Origin of the sequence: Alteromonas sp. MMG017 (assembly GCF_018100795.1) — a bacterium.
Lineage (GTDB): Bacteria > Pseudomonadota > Gammaproteobacteria > Enterobacterales > Alteromonadaceae > Alteromonas.
The window spans coordinates 70898-90981 of record NZ_JAGJDY010000010.1 but is presented as its reverse complement, the minus strand read 5'-3'; the positions used below and the strand labels follow the sequence as shown (position 1 = coordinate 90981).

Genomic DNA, 20084 nt, shown 5'->3' with positions numbered 1-20084 from the left:
GGTTATGCGTGAGAAGCGTTAGGTGCAATTAAGGTTACATTTGTGACATTTGATGTGCGTTTGATATGGCATCCAAAAAGCACCGCCTAACACCAGTGCTAAGCGGTCTGATAGAAAAGGCTTACCTTGAAGACACCTACCAGCGCTGAATCGTCCAGTTAATGGCAATGATGGCAATGACTGATGATACCAGTGGCATCAAGGTTTTGGCATAAAACGCGAAATGTCGCAGCCACAATAGTAAAGGAAGTAGCACGGTCACAATGGCTAATTGACCCACTTCAACACCAATGTTAAATGCAGCCACACTCAGCACAAGGTTATTTGACTGGGCATTTAAATCGGCAAATACGCTGGCAAACCCCATTCCGTGTAATAAACCAAAAGCAAAGGTGATAATACCTAATCGCACAATCAGTGGGTAAATATTGTTAAGGGCCGTTAGCAGTACTGAAATAGCAATACCAAGCTCCACTAAACGGCTATCCAGCGCAATAAAATCAAGTGCGGTAGCGGTTAAGGTAATAGAGTGTGCAAGCGTAAATGCGCTGACTAAAATTACCGTATGCTTTAGTACTCGAGAGGCTGAAGGTTCTTTTTGCCAGCGTTTTTGTTCTCTTACTAGGTTAACCGTAAGCAAGGTGGCCACGAGAAATAAGATATGATCGATGCCAATAAATATATGCCATACCCCTTCGTACACTAGCGAAATGAACAGTGCGGTTAGCGACGTAGTGACAGCATCATAAGTCACGCTGCGGTTATCAATATCAAGTACGCTGGTAACTGATGTGTTCTCTGTGCTGCTTTGCGAGCTGTTTTGTGTTCGGCTTCCTGACTGACCCGCAAGATTTACGTTCACTAGAAGCTTGTGAGTAGGGCTATGTTCAAAAATACCGTCATAGCGAATACCGAGTGTGCCAGATGATTTACACATGACTTTAATAGGTGAAACCAAGTAAGAGTCACCGGAAACACTTCTGATATTTGGCATACTAAGGCTAATTTTACAGGGGGAGTCATCTACTCGAATGCTTAGTACATTTGCTATATATTTCTCTAATAAAGACTGGTTTTGGTGAATTTCACCCCACGTTAGTGCGCCATTGCCGTTAGTATCTAGCCCTGCTACTTGCCCAATATCATCCGGCTTTAACAAAAGCTCGCCGCTGTAAGTGTTTTCTTCGCCTGCGTTTAGCGTTAAATACCCGCTACTAAGTTCGTGGGCGTTTACAACGCTTGCGTTCATAACAATAAATGACAATAAAAGAGTAACTACAAATGCTTTCATATATGTTCTTTAATTTAATGTAGATGATGTGGCCACGGCGCTTTCAGCTCGCGCAAGTAACCTTGCGTCACTTCGTGTTTGAGCCGCTTGCCAGTTTAGCCTAGCGAACTTCAGGGCTATAGCAGGTTTATAGTCAATATCTAAAAAGTAACTAGCCACTTGCGCTGCATGAGACACATCTTCTCGCCAAGTACGTAAGGCCATTCTATCAGCTAATTGCTTTTGAATTTCAGTATCATGAAGACTTAATTGTCTTTCTGCTTTTGCCCAGCGAAGCAATAAACCATCGTCTATGTTCTTGTCTGTACTGTAGGATGTGCGATTCGAGGCAGCCTGAATTGCGGTAAACCTTTGAATGACATCTTGGGGTTTCGAAAGTTTGAGCTTTGCATCAGCCCATAGCAGCAATGCGCTTACGGGCAGTTTTTGTGCGTCTACTTTTTTCAGGTGTAAAAGTGTTGCCTCGGGTTTATTCAGGGTATAAGCCATTGCTGCCAAGGTTTCGTAATACCACAAACGTTCGCTCGCAGCCGCTTGCGCAGTGTTATTAGCGTTAGGGTTTTCTAAACGAGTTTTTTCTATTGAGGGCTTTTCTACACGAGATTTCTCGGCAAATGCCTCAAGATTTAGTAATTTCTCGTAGCTAGCAGTATTGGTATTTAGTGTGAACTCGGCATTTAAAATACACGTGAAGGCTAACAAATAACTGGTTTTACCAATTAGTTGTTGGCATAAGTTTTTGGCCGCTGCGGGGGCGCCTTGTTGTATGTTGATGTCTGCTAGTAGCAATAAAGCTGGGGCATAAAGAGGCGATTTGATTTTGTTTAAAATAGCTTCAGCTTCGCTAAATTGGTGGGTGCCTTGCAACACCCTAGCTTCTAACACCTTCAGCTGAATTTGCGTGCTGGCTGAAAGCGAATTTTTTTGCTGTTTTTGATAATGGATGAAGCGCATTACCTGCTGTCTTTCATTGCCGGTAGCATCGGGGTAACGGCTTTTATTGAGTATGGTTTGCGCGAGTGCTACGGTCATTTTTGCTTGAGGCTGTGCATGCCATGTTGCAATAACCATATCGCTTTGCATATTGCTAGGTGTGTCTTTAGGTGAAGTCTCATCGTCAAACGCATAGGCCGATAAACACAAGGTGCATAAAGCACTAAACGCGACAAGCCGAGTCAATAATCTCATTGCCTAATCTCCTAGGTTTGATAAGCGTAAGGTAAGCAACCTTAAAAAAGAGCGCCATCCATGGCGCTACTGCTATTTACTGTTGAGGTAGTAAATCATCAAAACTACTTTCTTCGGCATCCTGAGTGAATTCTCTTCCGTTAACCGGAAGGGGCTCATCAGTCGCCTCTTGAGTAAACGCATCTCGTGTATAGCTTGAAAACGAGACTTGTTGCGCATCTATAGTAATAGTGACTTCACCTGTGTCAGCATCGGCTACGCCGTCAGATACACTGAAAACAAAAGAGTCAGTACCGGTAAACTGCGCATTCGGTGTATAAGTAAAATCACCGTCTGCTGTTACCGTTGTGGTTCCGTTTTCGCTGTCTGTGGCTAGCGTATAATTTAACGCGTCGCCATTAGCATCACTTGCACTTAGCATGTCGGTAAACGCAATATCTGCCTGGGTAGTGAACATGGCATCTTCAGCTACCGGTGCTACGTTTACTTCTGGCTTATCATCGTCATTATCAAAGCATCCAGTAAGCGCGCTTACTGCGCCCACTAACACTAAGCCTCTTAAAAGAGTGTTGTTCATAATCATCACTCCTTATTCAGAACCCGCAATAGGTGTTTTAAGGTAAGGGAATGACGCATCAGTCATACTGGCATCAACTGGCGCACCATCAGTGAATGGAACATTACCTACGCTTGCATCTTCTTCAGTACACAGGCCTAGAGCAGTATCTTCACCATTTACTGGGATGGGATAACACAAGCGCCCCATTACCACACGAAGAGCAATATCTACCACATCATCGCCTGGTCTTCTTCCGTTCGGGAAGCCAGCTAAATCGTCGCCTGCTACACCAAATGCAGATTGATCGGCTGCAGGTGTTGCTGGAATGCCTGTATTTAAACGAAGCATTTCAGACGCCGTTACCGTGGCCTGTTGGTTAACGCTAGGGAAACCTGTTAAGAATGCAGCAACTAAATCGTTTCTAGGGAAATTAGTCGGTGCTAAGGTTTCAATTGATGTTCCTAACGTTGTGTTCACTGCATCTTTAAACAAGATGTTTAGTAATTCTGGTAGTGCAGGGTGGGTAACATAATCAGCGAACTGGCCGTCATCACTTGGGTGGGCACTAGAGAAGGTGTCTTTATCGCCAATACCGATAACCAGTTCGTTAACCAATGGGCTGCCTAAGCGAGATACTTGGGTCATCGCGCCGCCATTTGCTTCTGGCGATGCAAAGGTAGCATCAGGGTTTAAAATACGGGCTTGCGGAAGGCTTGCTGTTGTCCAGCTTCCTACTACGCCGTTTCCATCACCAGTCACACAGGTAGAAGGCACCTCTACAGATATCGACGTCACATTTTTATCGGCCAAATCATCGTTGTCATTACTTTGGGTGATACCGCCGGGGAAGCCGCCTCCATCACCAGCGCCAGGGGCGCTGTCGCCTTCAACGGGGACGTAGTTAACCAAATCGAAAGTTTTACCTAGGTTTACCACAAAGGCATCTTTGCGTTGACCGACAAATACTTTCGCCATATCATCACAGCCAGGTATCGAAAACGAATAGATAAAGCTTTCAGCATAACGAGCGTATTCTGCTTCGCTGGTGAAGGTTTTATTACCAATGTAATCGAGCGGTTTGGTAAACATATCACCAGCATTTGGGGTTAGCGTAGTTCGCTCACCGCTTTGCATGTCGCCCGACACCATAGTTAAGCTATACATTTCTGAAAAATTAGCGGCGCTTTGATCGTCTGCGCTGACTGGGCCGATATTCTTTAACGGGACCTTCACCATTTTTTCTTCGCCAGCTGCGCCAATAGGCAATGCAATGCCTTCGTTTTCTGCGGCAAGCATAGATTGAAACTCAAAAACAAAACTAATGTCTTCTACTGCATCGCCATCGCTGTCGATATGAATAGTGTATTGCGCGTTAGGATCCATGGCGAAATAGTTAGGGCCGCCGTAGGCATCTTGCAGTGGAATGTAATTTGCGATGAAAGTCACGTAGCCCTCACGTCCTTCTTCATAGCTATTAAATGCGTAAAAGTCGGTACTGTCTAAAGCAGGGTGACGTGTAATATTAGGTGCTTCACGATGGCTTGAAGCCACTGCGCCTGCGGCAATAAGTGCGCAAGATACAGCAACTACTGAACGTTTTATCGAAATCATATTATGTCTCTTAGTGAGTGAGTTCATAAAGCCAAACGATTCGGATGGGAAGTTGGATGCAAAATAATTTACTTTTATTTAAAACCTTTTTATCAAACATAAAAAAGCCGACTTGAACGCCGGCTTTTGTCAGTGTGTTTTAAAACGTCTTCGCTATTAAACGGAAACCAACGGCGCTATGTATAGCACTTCAGTAGGCGCGCCGGTTTTGGAACCGCCGGGTGCTTCTAAGCTCACGGCAAGCGCTGCAATACTGCCATTAAGTAATATGGCATTCGTCGCAAAATGCTCAAAGCCAGATTCAGGCAACAAGCCTAACGAAATAGGGGCTTCGCCATTTTCGGGCACCATCCATAACTCATAGTCTTTGTCGGTAATCGCAGCAAATGCGCTGGTTACTTTTACATCCATAGTAGACTCAGATACTTCTATTACCCACAAAGGTGCGTTGTCTGCATTATTAACAACGGCAACATGTGAAATTTCTTCATCAGCTACCGGCATCATTACGACAAGAAGTACTGCAAATATCATTGCAGCAGCGGTAGATAAGAAAGAGAAATAGCGCCACCTAGCCTGCTTTGCTTGTTCAAATTCAAGCACGTTAGATGCTGGTTTTGTTGAATTGCCGTGATCAAGACGGCGCTGAATTTGCTCCCACACCGCATGAGGAGGTTCTACGGGAGTAATGCCATCTGAAAAGCCCGCTAAGTATTCTTCCCACTTCGCTGTGGTTTCACCTACGATTTGGTACTGCATCAATAACTTTTGATAGCGTAAACGCGCTTTGCCCCGTAAGGTGCCCACCACATATTCGGCCGCAAGTGCGTTTAACCGTTCTTCTTTTAAATAATTCATAATGACAAACACCTTTGTAAGCTTTGAAGGCCACGTCGGATCCAGCTTTTAATAGTGCCCAGAGGCGACGACAAATGGTTCACAACTTCTTGATGGGAAAGTCCGTTTACATAAGCTAGTTGTATGGCTTGGCGTTGGGAGTGGTCCAATTCATCCAAGCATTCGGCTAATTTATCTTGCTCGGTATTCATCCGAACGTTGTTAGAAGACTCATCTAATTGAGGCGCTTCGTTATCCAATTCAACTTCGTTTCGCACATTGTGATAGCGCATTAAATCTAATGCGCGGTAGCGCGCAATGCTTACCATCCAAGTCAATACCGTACCTTTACCTCGTTGGTAACTGCCTGCGTTATGCCATATTTTTATAAACGCATCTTGGGTGGCTTCATCGGCTAGTTCCGGCCGCTTTAAAAGCTTTAACACCACAGCATATAGCTGAGGGCTGGTTAATTTGTATAGCTCAGCAAAAGCGGCTTTATTGCCATTCGCTGTTTCACACAGTAGGGGAAACAAGGTTTCATGTTCCATAAAGTATCCTTCTTTACCGAGCCATACATGACATTTAGAAATTAAATGGCCTTAAGCATCGGAACTCTGATCAGGGTATAGACACAAGAATTTTTTCGATCGATTATTTGTGTTTACATGTTATTAAACGTTTACCACCTGTAATTAGATGCAAAAAGTACAAATTTTCTTTGTGAGCTTCACCCTACAGCTGTTTCTAATCGATTACGGCTTAGCAGTACACATTACTAAGTATTAAAACTAGCCCTGTTTCACTATCGGTTATTTATGCCTTGTCAGCGTTGTGGCACACTAGCGCGGTATTGAACTGTATCGGAAGTATTTTGAACAAAAGTAACAACAAAGCGTCACGTGCCGCGCGCAAGACTAAAAAAGTAAATAAGCGTGAAGAACACACCGAAAATGAAGCTGTCGAGTTAAGCTCTTCCTCTGAGCGAGCAGGGTTTATTCGCCGTTTAGCTGCCATGATTTACGATACTCTGGTTGCTGTAGCAGTGGGGATGTGTGCAGCTATGGTGGTAATAGTGACGCTTATCGTTTTGCTTTCAAACGGTGTGTTAGATTTACAAGGTTATGAGCAACCTGCTGAATTAATTCAGGCATCGACGGGGTATAAATTACTTATCCAGGTATGGGTTGGTTTGTGGGTAGTTGGTTTCTTTTTATGGTTTTGGAAGCGAGGTGGGCAAACCTTGGGCATGCGTGCATGGCGACTGCGTATCTTTAGTACGGTAGATGCGCCCATGACATGGCCGCGTCTGATTATCCGCTTAGTGGCATCATTAGGGGGATTAGGCACGTTGTTAGTACTTTTTGATTTTAAGCACAAGCAGTCGTTGCAAGATAGATTGGCGCAAACCCAAGTACTTAAATTGACGAAAGAAAGTAACGACCATAAAAGCTGGTAAGCGAAATCCAGTTTACAGATTTAAGGAAGGGAAGCAGTGCTTCCCTTTTTTGTATCCATTATTGAACGGTAGAACTTAGTGTCTGGTAATTCAACGCCTAATCCGCTTTAACTTATGCTGATTCAACCAAACGCTTAATTTAAGCGACTCAAACTAGGCGATTTTAAATTATGCTACTGAAATTAGACTACTTCCGCAGCATAATAGCGGCAATGGCCGCAAACAATAAGCTAGGTAGTAAAGCCCCTAAAAACGGCGGAATTTGATAAACCAAACTAAGCGGGCCAAACACTTCATTTAAGATAAAGAAGCCAAAGCCCGTTAGTACGCCCATGATCACCCGGGCGCCCATGGTAACGCTTCGTAATGGCCCAAAGATAAACGACAGGGCCATTAACAGCATTACCCCTACTGACACAGGCTGTAATATTTTACGCCACAGTGCCAACTCATAGCGTGATGGATCTTGCCCGTTATTGGCTAAATAGCCCACGTAATCTAGCAAACCAGAAATAGATAGGGCTTCAGGTTTTACCGCCACAATACCCAACTTATCTGGCGTTAACGTCGAGTTCCATTGCATGCTTTTTTCATTATCTAGCGTTACCGCAGTTTCACTAAAACGGGTAACGTCTACATCGTTTAAGCGCCACTCACTGCCATCGAAATTACCCGATTTAGCATAGGTAATACTTTCAAGTGAAAGGTCGTCGTTAAAGTCAAAAATATTGATGTCTTTAAGTGAATCGCTGCTCAGCACTTCACCGATACTCACGAAATGCTCGCCATCTTTTGCCCAAACCAGTTGCTCTGAAGAGAACAAGCTACCGCCTGAAATGGCCTCGGTGCGAATTTGTTTTGCTTTAGATTCACTGAACGGTGTTACCCATTCGCCCACCGCCATCACCAATAAAATCATAATAGTGGCAGACTTCATGGTAGAGACAATAATGTTCCATCTACTCATGCCCGCTGCTTGCATAACAACAAGCTCGCTGTTGCTGGCAAGTACACCCATACCAATTAATCCACCTAGCAGGGTTGCCATAGGGAAAAACTGTTCTAAATCTCTTGGTAAGCTAAGCACCACGTAAAGGAACGCCACCATCATGTCGTAGTCGCCTTCGCCTACTTTACGCAGTTGCTCTACAAATTTAATAAGAGCGCTTAAGCCAATAAGGACCGATAAAGTAACCGTTACTGTACCTAACAGCGTGCGAGCAATATATAAATCGAGGATTTTAAACATCTATTTTTTCCCCAATATCCAGGCCCTAAATTGGGTGCCTGTTTTTCTGTCTCGCACAATTAGCGCAACCCCAATAAATAGCATGATGGTATGCACCCACCACAGTCCAAGTTGAGGCGGTATTTTGCCGTCTTCTAGGACTCGTCTGCTGGCGAGTAACAACAAAAAGTAGCCAAGATAGAGCAGTATAGCGGGGAACATTTTTCCAAATCGACCTTGGCGAGGATCTACAGCACTCAAGGGCACGGCAATTAAAATCAAGAAGGGCAGTGAAAGTGGAATGGCAATACGCCATTGTAACTCTGCACGGGCTTCTATCGACTCATCACCCCATAATTCGGTAGTGGGCAATACGCTTACCTTGCGCCTTGCTTCCTCTGCGGGCTTGTCTGCTATTTGAATTTGGTACTCATCAAACTCTACCTTCCGGTAGCTTTTTTGCGACTGTTGACCTTCGTACTGCACCCCTTGTTTTAACACCAAGTTTCGAGTGCCGTCTGGGTTGCTGGCCACTTGCCCGGTTTGCGCGTAAACCACTTGAACCTGATTTTCACCATTTTCAGTTTTATTTTGCGATAAAAACACGCGGCGTAATTGGTCGTCAGTATCAATGTCGTGAACAAAAATAACCGCTTTTGCATTACCGGTTTGTTGGAAGCGACCAGGGATAATGGCAGAAAGGCCCGCCTCATTACGGGCTTTTTCCCTAAGTTGGTATTCGTTTTCAGCCGCCATAGGGGCAAAGTAGAGGGTAATGGCCCCCGTTACTATCATAATGAGTACAGATAAGAACAACATTACCCGGGTGATGTACCACTCACTGATACCGCATGCACGCATGACGGTCATTTCGCTGTCTACATACAGCCGCCCATGGGCAAGCATAATGCCTAAATAAGCACTGATAGGCAGCACGAGTGATGCGAGAATAGGGGCGTAGAGCCCAAGAAAGCCAAGTACTAGTCCTGCTGGTATATCGCCGTCTGAGGCATCACCAAGCACACGTACAAATCTAAGGGTGACAAATATCGCCATTAGAATGAAGAATATGGCTAACTGAGACTTAAGGGTTTCCTTAAGCAAATAGCGGAATATCAACATCTCAGTCCTACCGGAAACTTTGGAATTTTAGTGAAAGAAACCACAATTTTGAGTAAACTTACCGTTTTTACAAGTTTTGCCTGCAATCATAAAATTAATTGCATGGTGTGGCGAAGCAAATTTGACATAATTTACGTCAACATTGCGTCATTCGCAGCTAGCATGCAAGTATGGCTGCGTATTAAAACATAAAGCAGCGCGAAACGTTATGTGAATTTAGTCAGCATGCAAATCTTAAACGACGAAAAACGAGGTGATATCGTGGAGTTTAGTGTAAAAAGTGGCAGTCCGGAAAAACAACGCAGTGCCTGTATTGTTGTCGGGGTCTTCGAGCCGCGCCGCCTTACCGCGGTGGCTGAACAACTAGACGAAATCAGTGAAGGTTATATTAGCAACTTATTACGCCGCGGCGACCTAGAAGGGAAAGCTGGGCAAATGCTATTGCTGCACCACGTACCAAATGTACTGAGTGAGCGCGTATTACTAGTGGGTTGCGGAAAAGAGCGCGAACTTGATGAGCGCCAATACAAGCAAATTATTGCCAAAACCATTACTACCCTAAATGAAACGGGCTCGATGGAAGCGGTGTGTTTCTTAACGGAATTACACGTAAAAGGGCGCGACACGTATTGGAAAGTGCGCCAGGCCGTTGAAGCTACCGAAGATTCTTTGTATACCTTCTTGCAACTTAAAACTAAGAAAGGTGAGCCACGTCGTCCGTTACGTAAAATCGTATTTAACGTACCTACACGCCGCGAACTCACCGTGGGTGAGCGTGCAGTAGAACACGGGCTCGCTATTTCTCGCGGCGCGAAAGTAACCAAAGACGTGGCTAACATGCCGCCGAATATCTGTAACCCTGCTTATTTGTGGGAGCAAGCGCAGTCATTAGCTAGCCAGTACGAAAGCATAAGTGCTGAAGTTGTGGATGAAACCCAAATGGCTGAATTAGGCATGCAAGCTTATTTAGCTGTGGGCCGTGGTTCTGCAAACGAAAGCATGATGAGTATTATGCATCACCGTGGCGGTCCAGCCGATCAAGCGCCAATTGTGCTGGTGGGTAAAGGGCTTACTTTTGACTCAGGTGGTATTTCGATTAAACCTGGCGAAGCCATGGATGAAATGAAATACGACATGGGCGGAGCAGCTGGTGTACTTGGTACTATGCATACTATTGCCGCGTTAAACCTACCGATTAACATAATTGGTGTATTAGCCGGCTGTGAAAACATGCCAGATGGTACCGCATATCGTCCAGGCGATATCCTAACCACCATGTCAGGCCAAACTGTTGAAGTATTAAATACGGATGCAGAAGGGCGCTTAGTACTCTGTGATGCGTTAACTTACGTTGAGCGCTACGAGCCAGAGTTAGTGATTGACGTGGCTACCCTAACCGGCGCCGTTATTATTGCGCTAGGCCACCATGCAACTGGCGTAATGAGCACGCACAACCCGCTTGCCCATGAACTGCTAAATGCCTCTGAGCAAAGCTCAGATCGCGCATGGCGTTTACCCGTGTGGGATGATTACCAAGAACAGCTTGAAAGCCCGTTTGCTGATATGACTAACTTAGGTGGGCGTCCGGCAGGCAGCATTACCGCGGCGTGTTTCTTGTCTCGTTTCACCAAGAAATATAACTGGGCACACTTAGATATTGCCGGTACTGCATGGCGCAGTGGCAAGAACAAAGGTGCAACAGGGCGACCTGTTCCTATGTTATCGCAGTTCTTAATGAACCGCGCTGGCACCAAGTTAGAGGACTAACGCACGATGCCTCAAGTCGTGTTTTATCAACTAAGTGCGAGCGACACCAGTGTGGCGTCTCGTGCGAGCGAACTTATTGCAGATGCTTTTGCGAACAAGCAAAAGATAAGCGTGTTATGCGATACGCAAAAGCAAGCCGAAGAAGTTGATGAATTTTTATGGCAACTGCCAGCTAATCGCTTTGTTCCCCACAACCTATATGGTGAAGGGCCACAAAGCGGCACGCCGGTGGAAATTTGTTGGCAACCCGAGCAGGTTGCCCGCCGTCAAATGGTGGTCAACGTTGGTTCGGGTATGGTGCCTTCGCCAAATCAACATCGCCAAATTATCGATTTTGTTCCCGTAGATGACGAAGCCAAACAGGCTGCGCGGGTGCGATATAAGAACTACCAGCAAGCCGGATGTAATATGCAGTTTAAGAAAACTGCCTAGTGATCACATCAGAATCGAGCTTCACAACGAGAGTAAGTAATGGATAAAACCTTCGAACCACAGTCCATTGAGCAGCAATGCTATGAAAAATGGGAAAATTCGGGCCTTTTTAAAGCATCGGGCAGCGGCGATCCGTATTGTATTTTGCTTCCACCGCCTAATGTTACCGGTAGCCTTCATATGGGGCACGGTTTTCAACAAACCATTATGGATGCCTTAACCCGCTATCGCCGCATGAAGGGTGACAACACCCTATGGCAAGTGGGTACCGACCACGCGGGTATTGCTACCCAAATGGTGGTAGAACGCCAATTAAATGCAGAAGGTAAAACCCGTCATGACTTAGGTCGTGAAGACTTCATCAAAAAAGTCTGGGAATGGAAAGAGCACAGTGGCGGAACCATTACCGGTCAAATGCGCCGTTTAGGGACCTCACCTGATTGGTCTCGTGAAGTGTTTACCATGGACGACAAGTTGTCTGACGCGGTAACCGAAACTTTCGTAAAGCTTCACGAAGAAGGCCTAATTTATCGCGGTAAGCGTTTGGTAAACTGGGATCCAGTGCTGCACACCGCAGTATCAGATTTAGAAGTACTAAACGAAGAAGAAGATGGCCACATGTGGCACATGCGCTACCCACTTGCTGATGGCAGCGGTGAGTTAGTGGTCGCGACTACCCGTCCAGAAACCATGCTAGGTGATACTGCAGTAGCGGTGCATCCTGATGACGAACGCTACCAAGCTTACATTGGTAAAGACATTAAACTGCCTATTACTGGCCGTTTAATTCCTGTTATTGCCGATGACTATGTTGACCAAGAGTTCGGTACAGGCTGCGTTAAAATTACGCCAGCTCACGACTTTAACGATTACGACATGGGTAAGCGCCATAGCCTACCAATGATCAATATCTTAACTGACGATGCGAAAATTAACGATGAGTCGCCAGAGGCTTATCGCGGCCTAGACCGTTTCGATGCACGTAAGCAGATAGTCGCTGATTTAGACGCCCAAGGCGCATTGGTTAAAATTGAACCGCATAAGCTTAAAGTACCTCGTGGCGACAGAACTGGTGCGGTTATCGAACCTTACCTTACTGACCAATGGTATGTTGCGGTTGAGTCACTGGCTAAGCCTGCTATTGAAGCGGTTGAAAGCGGCGAGATTCGTTTTGTGCCAGAAAACTGGAACAAAACCTACTACCAGTGGATGCACAACATTCAAGATTGGTGTATTTCACGTCAGTTGTGGTGGGGACACCGCATTCCTGCATGGTATGACGACAACGGCAACATATACGTGGGTCGTACTGAAGCAGAAGTTCGTGCTAAAAACAGCTTGGGGGACGACATTTCCCTTCGCCAAGATGATGATGTACTTGATACCTGGTTCTCATCTGCATTATGGCCGTTCGCGACCATGGGCTGGCCAGAAAAAACACCTGAGCTTGAAACCTTCTTGCCTTCATCGGTATTGGTAACTGGCTTCGATATTATTTTCTTCTGGGTTGCCAGAATGATCATGATGACGAAGAAGTTCACAGGCCAAATTCCATTTAAAGATATTTATATTACCGGTCTTATCCGTGATGAGAATGGCGATAAAATGTCTAAGTCGAAAGGGAACGTACTAGACCCTATCGACCTTATTGACGGTATTGACCTTGAAACGCTAGTGAAAAAACGCACTTCAGGCATGATGCAGCCAAAGCTAGCTGAAAAAATTGAAAAGCGTACGCGTAAGCAATTCCCAGATGGTATTCATGCTTACGGTACAGATGCACTTCGTTTTACTTTTGCTGCAATGGCGTCAACCAGCCGTGATATCAACTTTGATATGGCGCGGGTTGAAGGCTACCGTAACTTCTGTAACAAGATTTGGAATGCATCACGTTTTGTACTGATGAATACCGAAGAGCACGATACCGGCCGTGATGGCGGCGAAATGGTATTAAGTATTGCTGATCGCTGGATTTGGGCTAAATTCCAACAAACCCTTGTTGAGTTTGAAAAAGCGTTAGAAGACTACCGTTTCGACATTGCTGCGCATATTGTTTATGAGTTTACTTGGAACCAGTTCTGCGATTGGTACTTAGAACTGACTAAACCTGTGCTTAGCAACGAAGCTAGCAGTGAAGCTGAGAAGCGTGGTACACGTCATACGTTAATTAACGTACTAGAAAACTTGCTACGTTTGTTGCACCCATTAATGCCGTTTATTACCGATACTATTTGGCAGCGTGTTGTGCCATTAAGCGCGCTACAGGTTGAAGAGAATGCCAGCATTATGGTGCAAGCATTCCCAGTACAAGATGCTGCTAAGCAAGATGAACACGTGCTTGCCGATATTGAGTGGGTGAAGAAGTTCATCGTGGGTATTCGTAATATTCGCGGTGAAATGGATATTTCTCCAAATAAACCGCTTAATGCCTTACTTAAAAACGTAAGTGCGGAAGATAGCCGCCGTTTAGAGGCTGCTAAAGCCTTCTTAGACAAGTTATCTAAGCTTGAAACAGTCACTATCCTTAAAGACGGTGAAGAAGCGCCTGCGAGTGCTACAGCGCTAGTCGGTGAAATGGAAATACTTATTCCAATGGCGGGTCTTATCGACAAAGATGCCGAGCTTGCTCGTATCACTAAAGCCATGGATAAAGTGGATAAAGACGTTTCACGTACACGCGGCAAGCTGGGTAACGAGAAGTTTGTAAGCAACGCTCCAGACGCCGTAATTGAGAAAGAGCGCGCTAAGCTGGAAGAAGGCGAGAAGCAGCTCGAGAAGCTTAAAGCACAGTACGAGACGATTGCTGCGTTATAGCCACGGTTTAATAAATTAAGGCTAGCAAGCTAACGAAAAAAGGTTGTCGTAAGACAACCTTTTTTTTGATTACTCGTTACACAATATGTACCGCGTAACATTTGAATGCTTTTAGTGATTCATGTATCGCTTTAACATATCTACCAAGGCTTTGCGTTTAATTGGCTTAGTAAGATAGTCGTTCATGCCTACATCGATAGCGCTTTGTTTGTCTTCTTTCATAGCATTAGCCGAGAGCCCGATAATGGGAAGGGTAGTAAAGCCCGCTTTTCTTAGGGCTTTTGTTGCCTCATAACCATCCATTACGGGCATTTGTACATCCATTAACACCAAATCATAATGAGGTGCGTTTTCTATTTTGCGCACCGCTTGATTGCCATCTTCTGCTATATCAAACGTAATCCCTAAGGTTTTCAGCATTTCACCGGTAACAATCTGATTTATATTGTTATCTTCAACCAACAATACATGTCCTTCTAAGCTAATATCTTCAATGATATCTGCATTTTTAGTCATGGTTTTTCGTGTTTCATTACTGACTACCATAGACATGAAATGTTCAAATTGTGCAGGCGTAAAAGGGTGCATAATAAGCGGGCCTTTCCACAGGCTGTTGTACTTATCTTGCAGCGCACTACCTACAGTATCCATGATCAAGCCAACATGGGTGCCTTTGTCCGCGAGCTCATGTAACCAGCGGATATTGTCTTTAAACACGCTAAAGCTTGGAATATCAACAATAAGGTGTTTAGGCAGAGAGTCGAGGGACTGGGCGGCTTTGATGTCCATGATATTGGCTTGGCTTATCTGTATTACCGACTGATAGATATCTGGTAGAAGAGGTGAAGAGGTCAAGTACACACTGGATGTGGGCAACTGAGGCGTAAGGTCAAAAATACCAGGCTGGTTCTTAAATACACGAAGGGGCAAGGATATTCTAAAGGTACTGCCTTTACCTTCTACTGAAGTGGCTGATAGTGAGCCACCCATCAAGTCGGTGAGTTGTTTTACAATGGTTAAACCCAAACCTGTTCCACCATACTTGCGGTTGGTCGCGTCATCTGCCTGAGTAAAGGGGTTAAAAATACGAGCAAGTTGCCGCTCACTCATTCCAATACCCGAATCTTCAATGTTCATTGTTAGGGACAGCAAATTACCTTTATCGTTAATATTGCCATCAAATCGAATGCAAATTTGCCCTTGCTCGGTGAATTTCACCGCATTGCTTCCAATATTCATGATGATTTGCGCAATACGTAGCGGATCGCCAATAACTTGGGGGGGTATGGATGGTGACACAATAAAACGAACGGCTAAGTTCTTTTCTTTGGCTTTAAGGGCAATAACAGCAATGAGATTATCGAACAAAGAATGAAGGGAAAAACTGACTTCTTCAATTTTAAGTTTACCGGCTTCAATTTTGGAAAAATCTAAAATATCATTGATAACGCTCATTAAAATTTGGCTTGAATAGGCGGCTTTATCAAGATAGCCACTTACAATATCAGGCACTGGGTGTTGCTGTGCAAGTTCTATTAAGCCAATAATACCATTCATGGGCGTACGAATTTCATGGCTCATATTGGCCAAGAAAATACTCTTCGAGGCCGTCGCTCGCTCAGCTTTAATTTTACTTTCAGTCAGTTCTGAGTTTAAGGATTCCAATCTGCCATTCAGTCCACGGGCTTCCGATAGTAACCTTTCTGTTTGCTTGTTTTTATCACTAAATACATGGGCGGCTCGAGCAAGGTTTCCAATTTCATCGTTGCGGCTGTTGCCTGGAATACTCGAAATGTTTTGGCCTTCAGATAGCCGATTGAATACGTGGGTAATGGTACGAATAGGGCCTAAAATACGATAGGTAGTAAATATAGCGGCGATGACCGCAAGTAGAATGGCGACCAGTGAAAATATCTCACCATTACGTTGTGTTTCTTGCGCTACCAAATAGGTGTTGTGAGTAATAGATTCGGTTTTCGATGTTACTTGATTGGCAAGTTCGCCGCTTAAATATAAAAATTCATTCGCCGAACCGGCCATAACCACATTAACCAAAAACAAATTCCCTTGGGTTATTTGTGTTAGCTTAAATAAGTCAGCTTCGGCCTTTTCAAGTAACTCATTCACTTGGCTATGAAGCGTCTGATTGTTTATGGTAATCGCTTTAACTGCAGTAATTGCTTCATTGAATTGAGTGATTAACGCCATATCAGGCTTCATCAAATAGAGAAGGATTGCATTTTCCGCTTTAGCAATGTGGAAGTTAAGTTTATCAATGGTACTTTGAGGAAGGGCGAAGTCTTCATTGGCAGTATCAAATAGCCGCTTAATCGCCAATAAATCTGACAATGATCCATCAATGATTAAGTCGTCTTTTCTAGAGCGTGCATCAATAACCTGGCGAAAATTTTCTTGGTAGGCACTAAGGTGCTTATGCATACGAGACAGCACATAGGTATCGTCAATCTCACCGCTTTGGGTAACAGGATCGGCAAGCTCATCTAGCCTTTTATTGATAGAGAGCATCAACCTTTCAAAACGCGTTACCGCAGATTGGCTCGCATTTTCTTTGTAGATAAGTACATTACGCTGTAAGTCGATAACATCTCTTTCGAGTTCTTTAACTATTCCTACATCAACCACAGCACGACTCGATGCCGCCATGCCGCTACTTAATACAGATTGGTTCTCTCTAGCAATATACCCTTGTACTAAGAGCAGAGCGACTAAAGCAATTAATACGAGAATAAGTTGCGTTCGAATCGATGACAGCATAGCTATTATAGTGCCTTTGACTTAACCAATGGGGTTAAGACGTAATAAATTCATACCATTTTTGGAGGCTATATTCGTAGGTTGGCATGACAGTATTCCATACTGCGATGTTACTAAACCTATCTTCATAGCTTCCACCTGAGCGCTGTTCACCTTTTTGAACGCTAACCTTACCTGCCGGGCCTTTTAAGTTTTCGCTCGCAGGTAACCCTTTGTACCAATAATCCCATTCGGCTTGCGACAAATATTTTGCAGAACGCTCTGGATTAGATATGTAATAGCCCTGACGAGCAATAAATGCCCCGGGCCAGCCTGACAGCCACCAATTCATATATTCATAAGCCACATCTTTACTTCTTCCTTGTGAAGCTGACGATAAACACATTACCCCATGCCAGCCTCGGTAACCTTCCTTCGGCGCAGCAAATTTAACGGGGATGTTTTGGCTGTTTAACGCCGATACCGCAGGAGAGAACATGCTTTCTATAGAGACACGTTGGCTTTTCATAAATTGCACAGATTCAGGCACTGATGTCCAAAAGCCACTGAAGTGATTTAACTGGGATAACTCAATAAGAATACTGAATAAGTTATCTAGCTCTTGCGTGGTCATTGCCCCTATATCTTCAAATGTAATGTAGCCCTTTGCTTGTGCCGCCAACGCTAAGTCGAAAAGTCCAATGGTGGGATCATTTACAATCCCCACTTTGCCAGACAACCGACTATCGAGTAGCCATCCCCAGCTTTCTTCTTGGTTTTGCAGTTGTTCAGGAAATTGAGATGTATTGTAGCCAAACGAGTCTACGTTGTGCACATAGGGGAGGAAGCTAATGGTGTCTGTATGTTCTACACCCAAACTGCCATCAGCTTGTACATTAATAATCTTATGAGGGGCATCACCAGCGCCTAATCGTGCTGCATCCGTCACTTTACCTGTTTTGGTTAAATCGTTTATTTCATCCCAATAGGTAAGCTTTTTCTTTTCGATAGGTTGAATAGCTTTTGAACGCCACAAAACATTAATGCTGTTTGACCATTGTTCATATAAATCGAAAGCATCAGGGTTCATTGATGCTTTTTGAAGTACAGTCGCGCTTCCACCCGGCTGAAACGCTATATTGATGCCTAGGTCGGCCATTGCATGTTGACGGATTTCTTCTTGCAGTGTGACATGAGTACCCATGACTTTTAACGTTGGCTTGGGTTTGCCAATAGCAAAAGGCGCTACCCCGGCAGTGACACCAGCCGTTACACCTAGCGCTGCCGCTCCCTTGATAAAACTACGCCGAGGGCGAGAAGATAAACGTTGGCTGGGTGGCATTAGAACGATTCCAGTTGTTCTTTATAGTATTTTTATTCTGGCATCGATTTTCGATATTTACCAAATTATTTGCCAATATGAGTAAAGCTTTAGACAAAAGAACGATAAAAATTAACTCAACATCCCTGTTCCCAGTATGTGATTAACTCACTGAATTAAATTCTGTTTTATCTTGTTTAGCTAGGCAAACCTGATTTCTTCCGTCCCGTTTAGCACGGTAGAGTGCTTCATCAGCCTTGCTTACGATCTCTTTTGTTTGGTTAGGGCTTATCTCGCTCACATAATACGCCCCAATGCTAATAGTTACGTTGTACCCCTTAAGTGCAGGAAGTGTACTTGAAATTACTTCAACCCGCTTCCTGAGACGCTCAAGAATATCTATGGGGTCGTGGGAGCCGGGTAATACCATGCAAAAAGCAAACTCTTCTCCGCCCACCCGGCCAATGCCATCTTCTTGACGAAAAAATTGTTTCATCGACTTCGCAATAGCTATCAGTACATCATCACCGAAGGCATGACCATAGGTATCGTTGAGTTTCTTGAAGTGGTCAACATCGGCAATGCCGATTAATAGGGAGTGTCCATGACGATGAGCGAAATGCACAGATTTATCTAATGCCTCTTCAAACGCCCGCCTGTTTGGAATGTCTGTGAGAGGGTCGAAATAGGCGAGCTTTTCAAGTTTCACGTTAACGTTACGAAGCTCTCTAGTGCGTTGGGTTACCAAGTTTTCTAAATTTTCTCGAATATTTTTTAGCTCAAAGTTACGGCTGTTCAGTTGCTCGGCTTGAAACTTAACGGCACTTACATCTCGTTCAACCGAAGCGAAGTGAGTCACTTCTCCGAGTTGGTTTCGCAAGGGGAATATACTCATTTCAACCCAGTAGGGGGTGCCGGTTTTAGTATAATTGAGGAGCGTTTCAGTAATGGGTTTTTGCTCTGCAAGGGCGCTGTGAATACGATTGGTTGCCTCTTTATCTGTAAGCGTGCCTTGGAAAATTCGAGGTGTTTCCCCTATGAGCTCTTCTCGAGAGTAACCTGTCAATTTACAAATCGCATCGTTGACGTAAATGATTTTAGGCGACAAAGGACCATCAATGGCTTTAGCTTCGGTAACTACAATCATGTCTTGTGCACTTTGCACGATATCGAGGAATGAGAAAGCGGCAATTTTTTCGGTGATTTCAGTAAAATAAACCACCACAAAGCCTGCATCATTACTATTCTCTGGGTAAGCACTTACACTTAACCAACACACTTCAGCACTGGTTTCGTCAACCAGTCCTATCACTTCATCAGTAATAGAGACATTGAGCGATATTACTTTATTGACCGGATATTCGTCTGGATGCAATCGACGATTTTGCCGGTCTATAAACTCCCACCCATCTTCCAAATGGTGCTTGTTTTTTAAGCTATCAATAGATGTTTTAAAAAGTTTCATCGCGGCAGGATTCGCATAAATAATCTGTGAATCCCAAGAATGTATCACTACGCCAATATGCGCATGTTCCAAAAGGTTTATCAGGTTTACATTTTCAATTTTCATCGCACGTATACCATCTCGACTTAACATATCGATGTGGTTACCAATTGGTAACCACGTTCGTAAGTCATTATGCGGGCTGACCTTATTGCATAATGCTTATTTTTTGTTCTACTACTTTAGTATAGTAATAA

At 44.3% G+C, this 20084-nt stretch carries 15 protein-coding genes; 4 read left to right on the top strand and 11 right to left on the bottom strand.

Going from position 1 to position 20084, the window contains the following annotated elements; genetic code table 11:
- Positions 1-136: 136 nt before the first annotated feature.
- From J8L84_RS15740 to J8L84_RS15715, 6 genes are all read right to left on the bottom strand, one after another.
- A complete protein-coding gene (locus J8L84_RS15740) occupies positions 137-1291 on the bottom strand; it encodes a HupE/UreJ family protein (protein WP_211071514.1) in 1155 nt (384 codons plus the stop codon).
- Between the two features lie 9 nt (positions 1292-1300).
- Positions 1301-2479 (bottom strand): hypothetical protein, encoded by a 1179-nt coding sequence (locus J8L84_RS15735; protein WP_211071513.1) that lies wholly within the window; start codon positions 2477-2479, stop codon positions 1301-1303.
- 76 nt (positions 2480-2555) lie between these two features.
- A complete protein-coding gene (locus J8L84_RS15730; RefSeq protein WP_211071512.1) occupies positions 2556-3056 on the bottom strand; it encodes an Ig-like domain-containing protein in 501 nt (166 codons plus the stop codon).
- Between the two features lie 12 nt (positions 3057-3068).
- Positions 3069-4649 (bottom strand): DUF4331 domain-containing protein, encoded by a 1581-nt coding sequence (locus J8L84_RS15725; RefSeq protein ID WP_211071511.1) that lies wholly within the window; start codon positions 4647-4649, stop codon positions 3069-3071.
- A gap of 156 nt (positions 4650-4805) precedes the next feature.
- Positions 4806-5507, bottom strand: coding sequence for an anti-sigma factor (locus tag J8L84_RS15720; RefSeq protein WP_211071510.1), 702 nt, complete (start codon positions 5505-5507; stop codon positions 4806-4808).
- Positions 5504-6037: a sigma-70 family RNA polymerase sigma factor gene (locus J8L84_RS15715; protein WP_211071509.1), complete on the bottom strand. Its 534-nt coding sequence runs from the start codon at positions 6035-6037 to the stop codon at positions 5504-5506. The genes J8L84_RS15720 and J8L84_RS15715 overlap by 4 nt, the downstream gene beginning before the upstream one ends.
- 446 nt (positions 6038-6483) lie before the next feature.
- Between J8L84_RS15715 and J8L84_RS15710 the strand changes: the two genes are divergently transcribed.
- Complete coding sequence (locus tag J8L84_RS15710) at positions 6484-6945, top strand: RDD family protein (protein WP_348771845.1); 462 nt, start codon at positions 6484-6486, stop codon at positions 6943-6945.
- Positions 6946-7132: 187 nt separating this feature from the next.
- On the opposite strand, the gene lptG is transcribed toward J8L84_RS15710, so the two are convergent.
- Together lptG and lptF are read right to left on the bottom strand one after the other, a co-directional pair.
- On the bottom strand, positions 7133-8194 hold the full coding sequence (lptG, locus tag J8L84_RS15705) for an LPS export ABC transporter permease LptG (RefSeq protein WP_211071507.1): 1062 nt from the start codon (positions 8192-8194) through the stop codon (positions 7133-7135).
- Positions 8195-9295, bottom strand: a complete 1101-nt coding sequence (lptF, locus tag J8L84_RS15700; RefSeq protein WP_057789675.1) for an LPS export ABC transporter permease LptF — start codon at positions 9293-9295, stop codon at positions 8195-8197.
- Positions 9296-9556: 261 nt separating this feature from the next.
- Here lptF and pepA point away from each other — a divergent pair, with 261 nt between their 5' ends.
- The 3 genes from pepA to J8L84_RS15685 are packed head-to-tail and all read left to right on the top strand — an operon-like array spanning position 9557 to position 14308.
- Positions 9557-11062 carry a leucyl aminopeptidase gene (gene pepA, locus J8L84_RS15695; protein ID WP_211071606.1) on the top strand — a complete coding sequence of 502 codons (1506 nt, stop codon included), beginning with the start codon at positions 9557-9559 and terminating at the stop codon, positions 11060-11062.
- A 6-nt stretch (positions 11063-11068) separates the two neighbouring features.
- The gene (locus J8L84_RS15690; protein ID WP_211071506.1) at positions 11069-11494 is read left to right on the top strand and encodes a DNA polymerase III subunit chi; all 426 of its coding nucleotides are present in this window, start codon (positions 11069-11071) and stop codon (positions 11492-11494) included.
- Positions 11495-11533: 39 nt separating this feature from the next.
- Positions 11534-14308, top strand: a complete 2775-nt coding sequence (locus tag J8L84_RS15685) for a valine--tRNA ligase (protein WP_211071505.1) — start codon at positions 11534-11536, stop codon at positions 14306-14308.
- 111 nt (positions 14309-14419) lie between these two features.
- Here J8L84_RS15685 and J8L84_RS15680 read toward each other — a convergent pair whose 3' ends face one another.
- From J8L84_RS15680 to J8L84_RS15670, 3 genes are all read right to left on the bottom strand, one after another.
- A complete protein-coding gene (locus J8L84_RS15680; protein ID WP_211071504.1) occupies positions 14420-17083 on the bottom strand; it encodes an ATP-binding protein in 2664 nt (887 codons plus the stop codon).
- A gap of 34 nt (positions 17084-17117) precedes the next feature.
- Positions 17118-18404: a substrate-binding domain-containing protein gene (locus J8L84_RS15675; RefSeq protein WP_211071503.1), complete on the bottom strand. Its 1287-nt coding sequence runs from the start codon at positions 18402-18404 to the stop codon at positions 17118-17120.
- Positions 18405-18546: 142 nt separating this feature from the next.
- Positions 18547-19953, bottom strand: coding sequence for a sensor domain-containing diguanylate cyclase (locus J8L84_RS15670; protein ID WP_211071502.1), 1407 nt, complete (start codon positions 19951-19953; stop codon positions 18547-18549).
- Positions 19954-20084 lie beyond the last annotated feature (131 nt).

Bases quoted from the DNA above. Each gene is read 5' to 3' on its own strand.
- J8L84_RS15680 (WP_211071504.1), bottom strand. From the start codon at position 17,083: ATGCTGTCATCGATTCGAACGCAACTTATTCTCGTATTAATTGCTTTA.
- lptG (WP_211071507.1), bottom strand. From the start codon at position 8,194: ATGTTTAAAATCCTCGATTTATATATTGCTCGCACGCTGTTAGGTACA.
- J8L84_RS15715 (WP_211071509.1), bottom strand. From the start codon at position 6,037: ATGGAACATGAAACCTTGTTTCCCCTACTGTGTGAAACAGCGAATGGC.
- J8L84_RS15735 (WP_211071513.1), bottom strand. From the start codon at position 2,479: ATGAGATTATTGACTCGGCTTGTCGCGTTTAGTGCTTTATGCACCTTG.
- J8L84_RS15740 (WP_211071514.1), bottom strand. From the start codon at position 1,291: ATGAAAGCATTTGTAGTTACTCTTTTATTGTCATTTATTGTTATGAAC.
- J8L84_RS15720 (WP_211071510.1), bottom strand. From the start codon at position 5,507: ATGAATTATTTAAAAGAAGAACGGTTAAACGCACTTGCGGCCGAATAT.
- J8L84_RS15675 (WP_211071503.1), bottom strand. From the start codon at position 18,404: ATGCCACCCAGCCAACGTTTATCTTCTCGCCCTCGGCGTAGTTTTATC.
- J8L84_RS15725 (WP_211071511.1), bottom strand. From the start codon at position 4,649: ATGATTTCGATAAAACGTTCAGTAGTTGCTGTATCTTGCGCACTTATT.
- J8L84_RS15690 (WP_211071506.1), top strand. From the start codon at position 11,069: ATGCCTCAAGTCGTGTTTTATCAACTAAGTGCGAGCGACACCAGTGTG.
- J8L84_RS15730 (WP_211071512.1), bottom strand. From the start codon at position 3,056: ATGAACAACACTCTTTTAAGAGGCTTAGTGTTAGTGGGCGCAGTAAGC.
- J8L84_RS15685 (WP_211071505.1), top strand. From the start codon at position 11,534: ATGGATAAAACCTTCGAACCACAGTCCATTGAGCAGCAATGCTATGAA.
- J8L84_RS15670 (WP_211071502.1), bottom strand. From the start codon at position 19,953: ATGAAAATTGAAAATGTAAACCTGATAAACCTTTTGGAACATGCGCAT.
- lptF (WP_057789675.1), bottom strand. From the start codon at position 9,295: ATGTTGATATTCCGCTATTTGCTTAAGGAAACCCTTAAGTCTCAGTTA.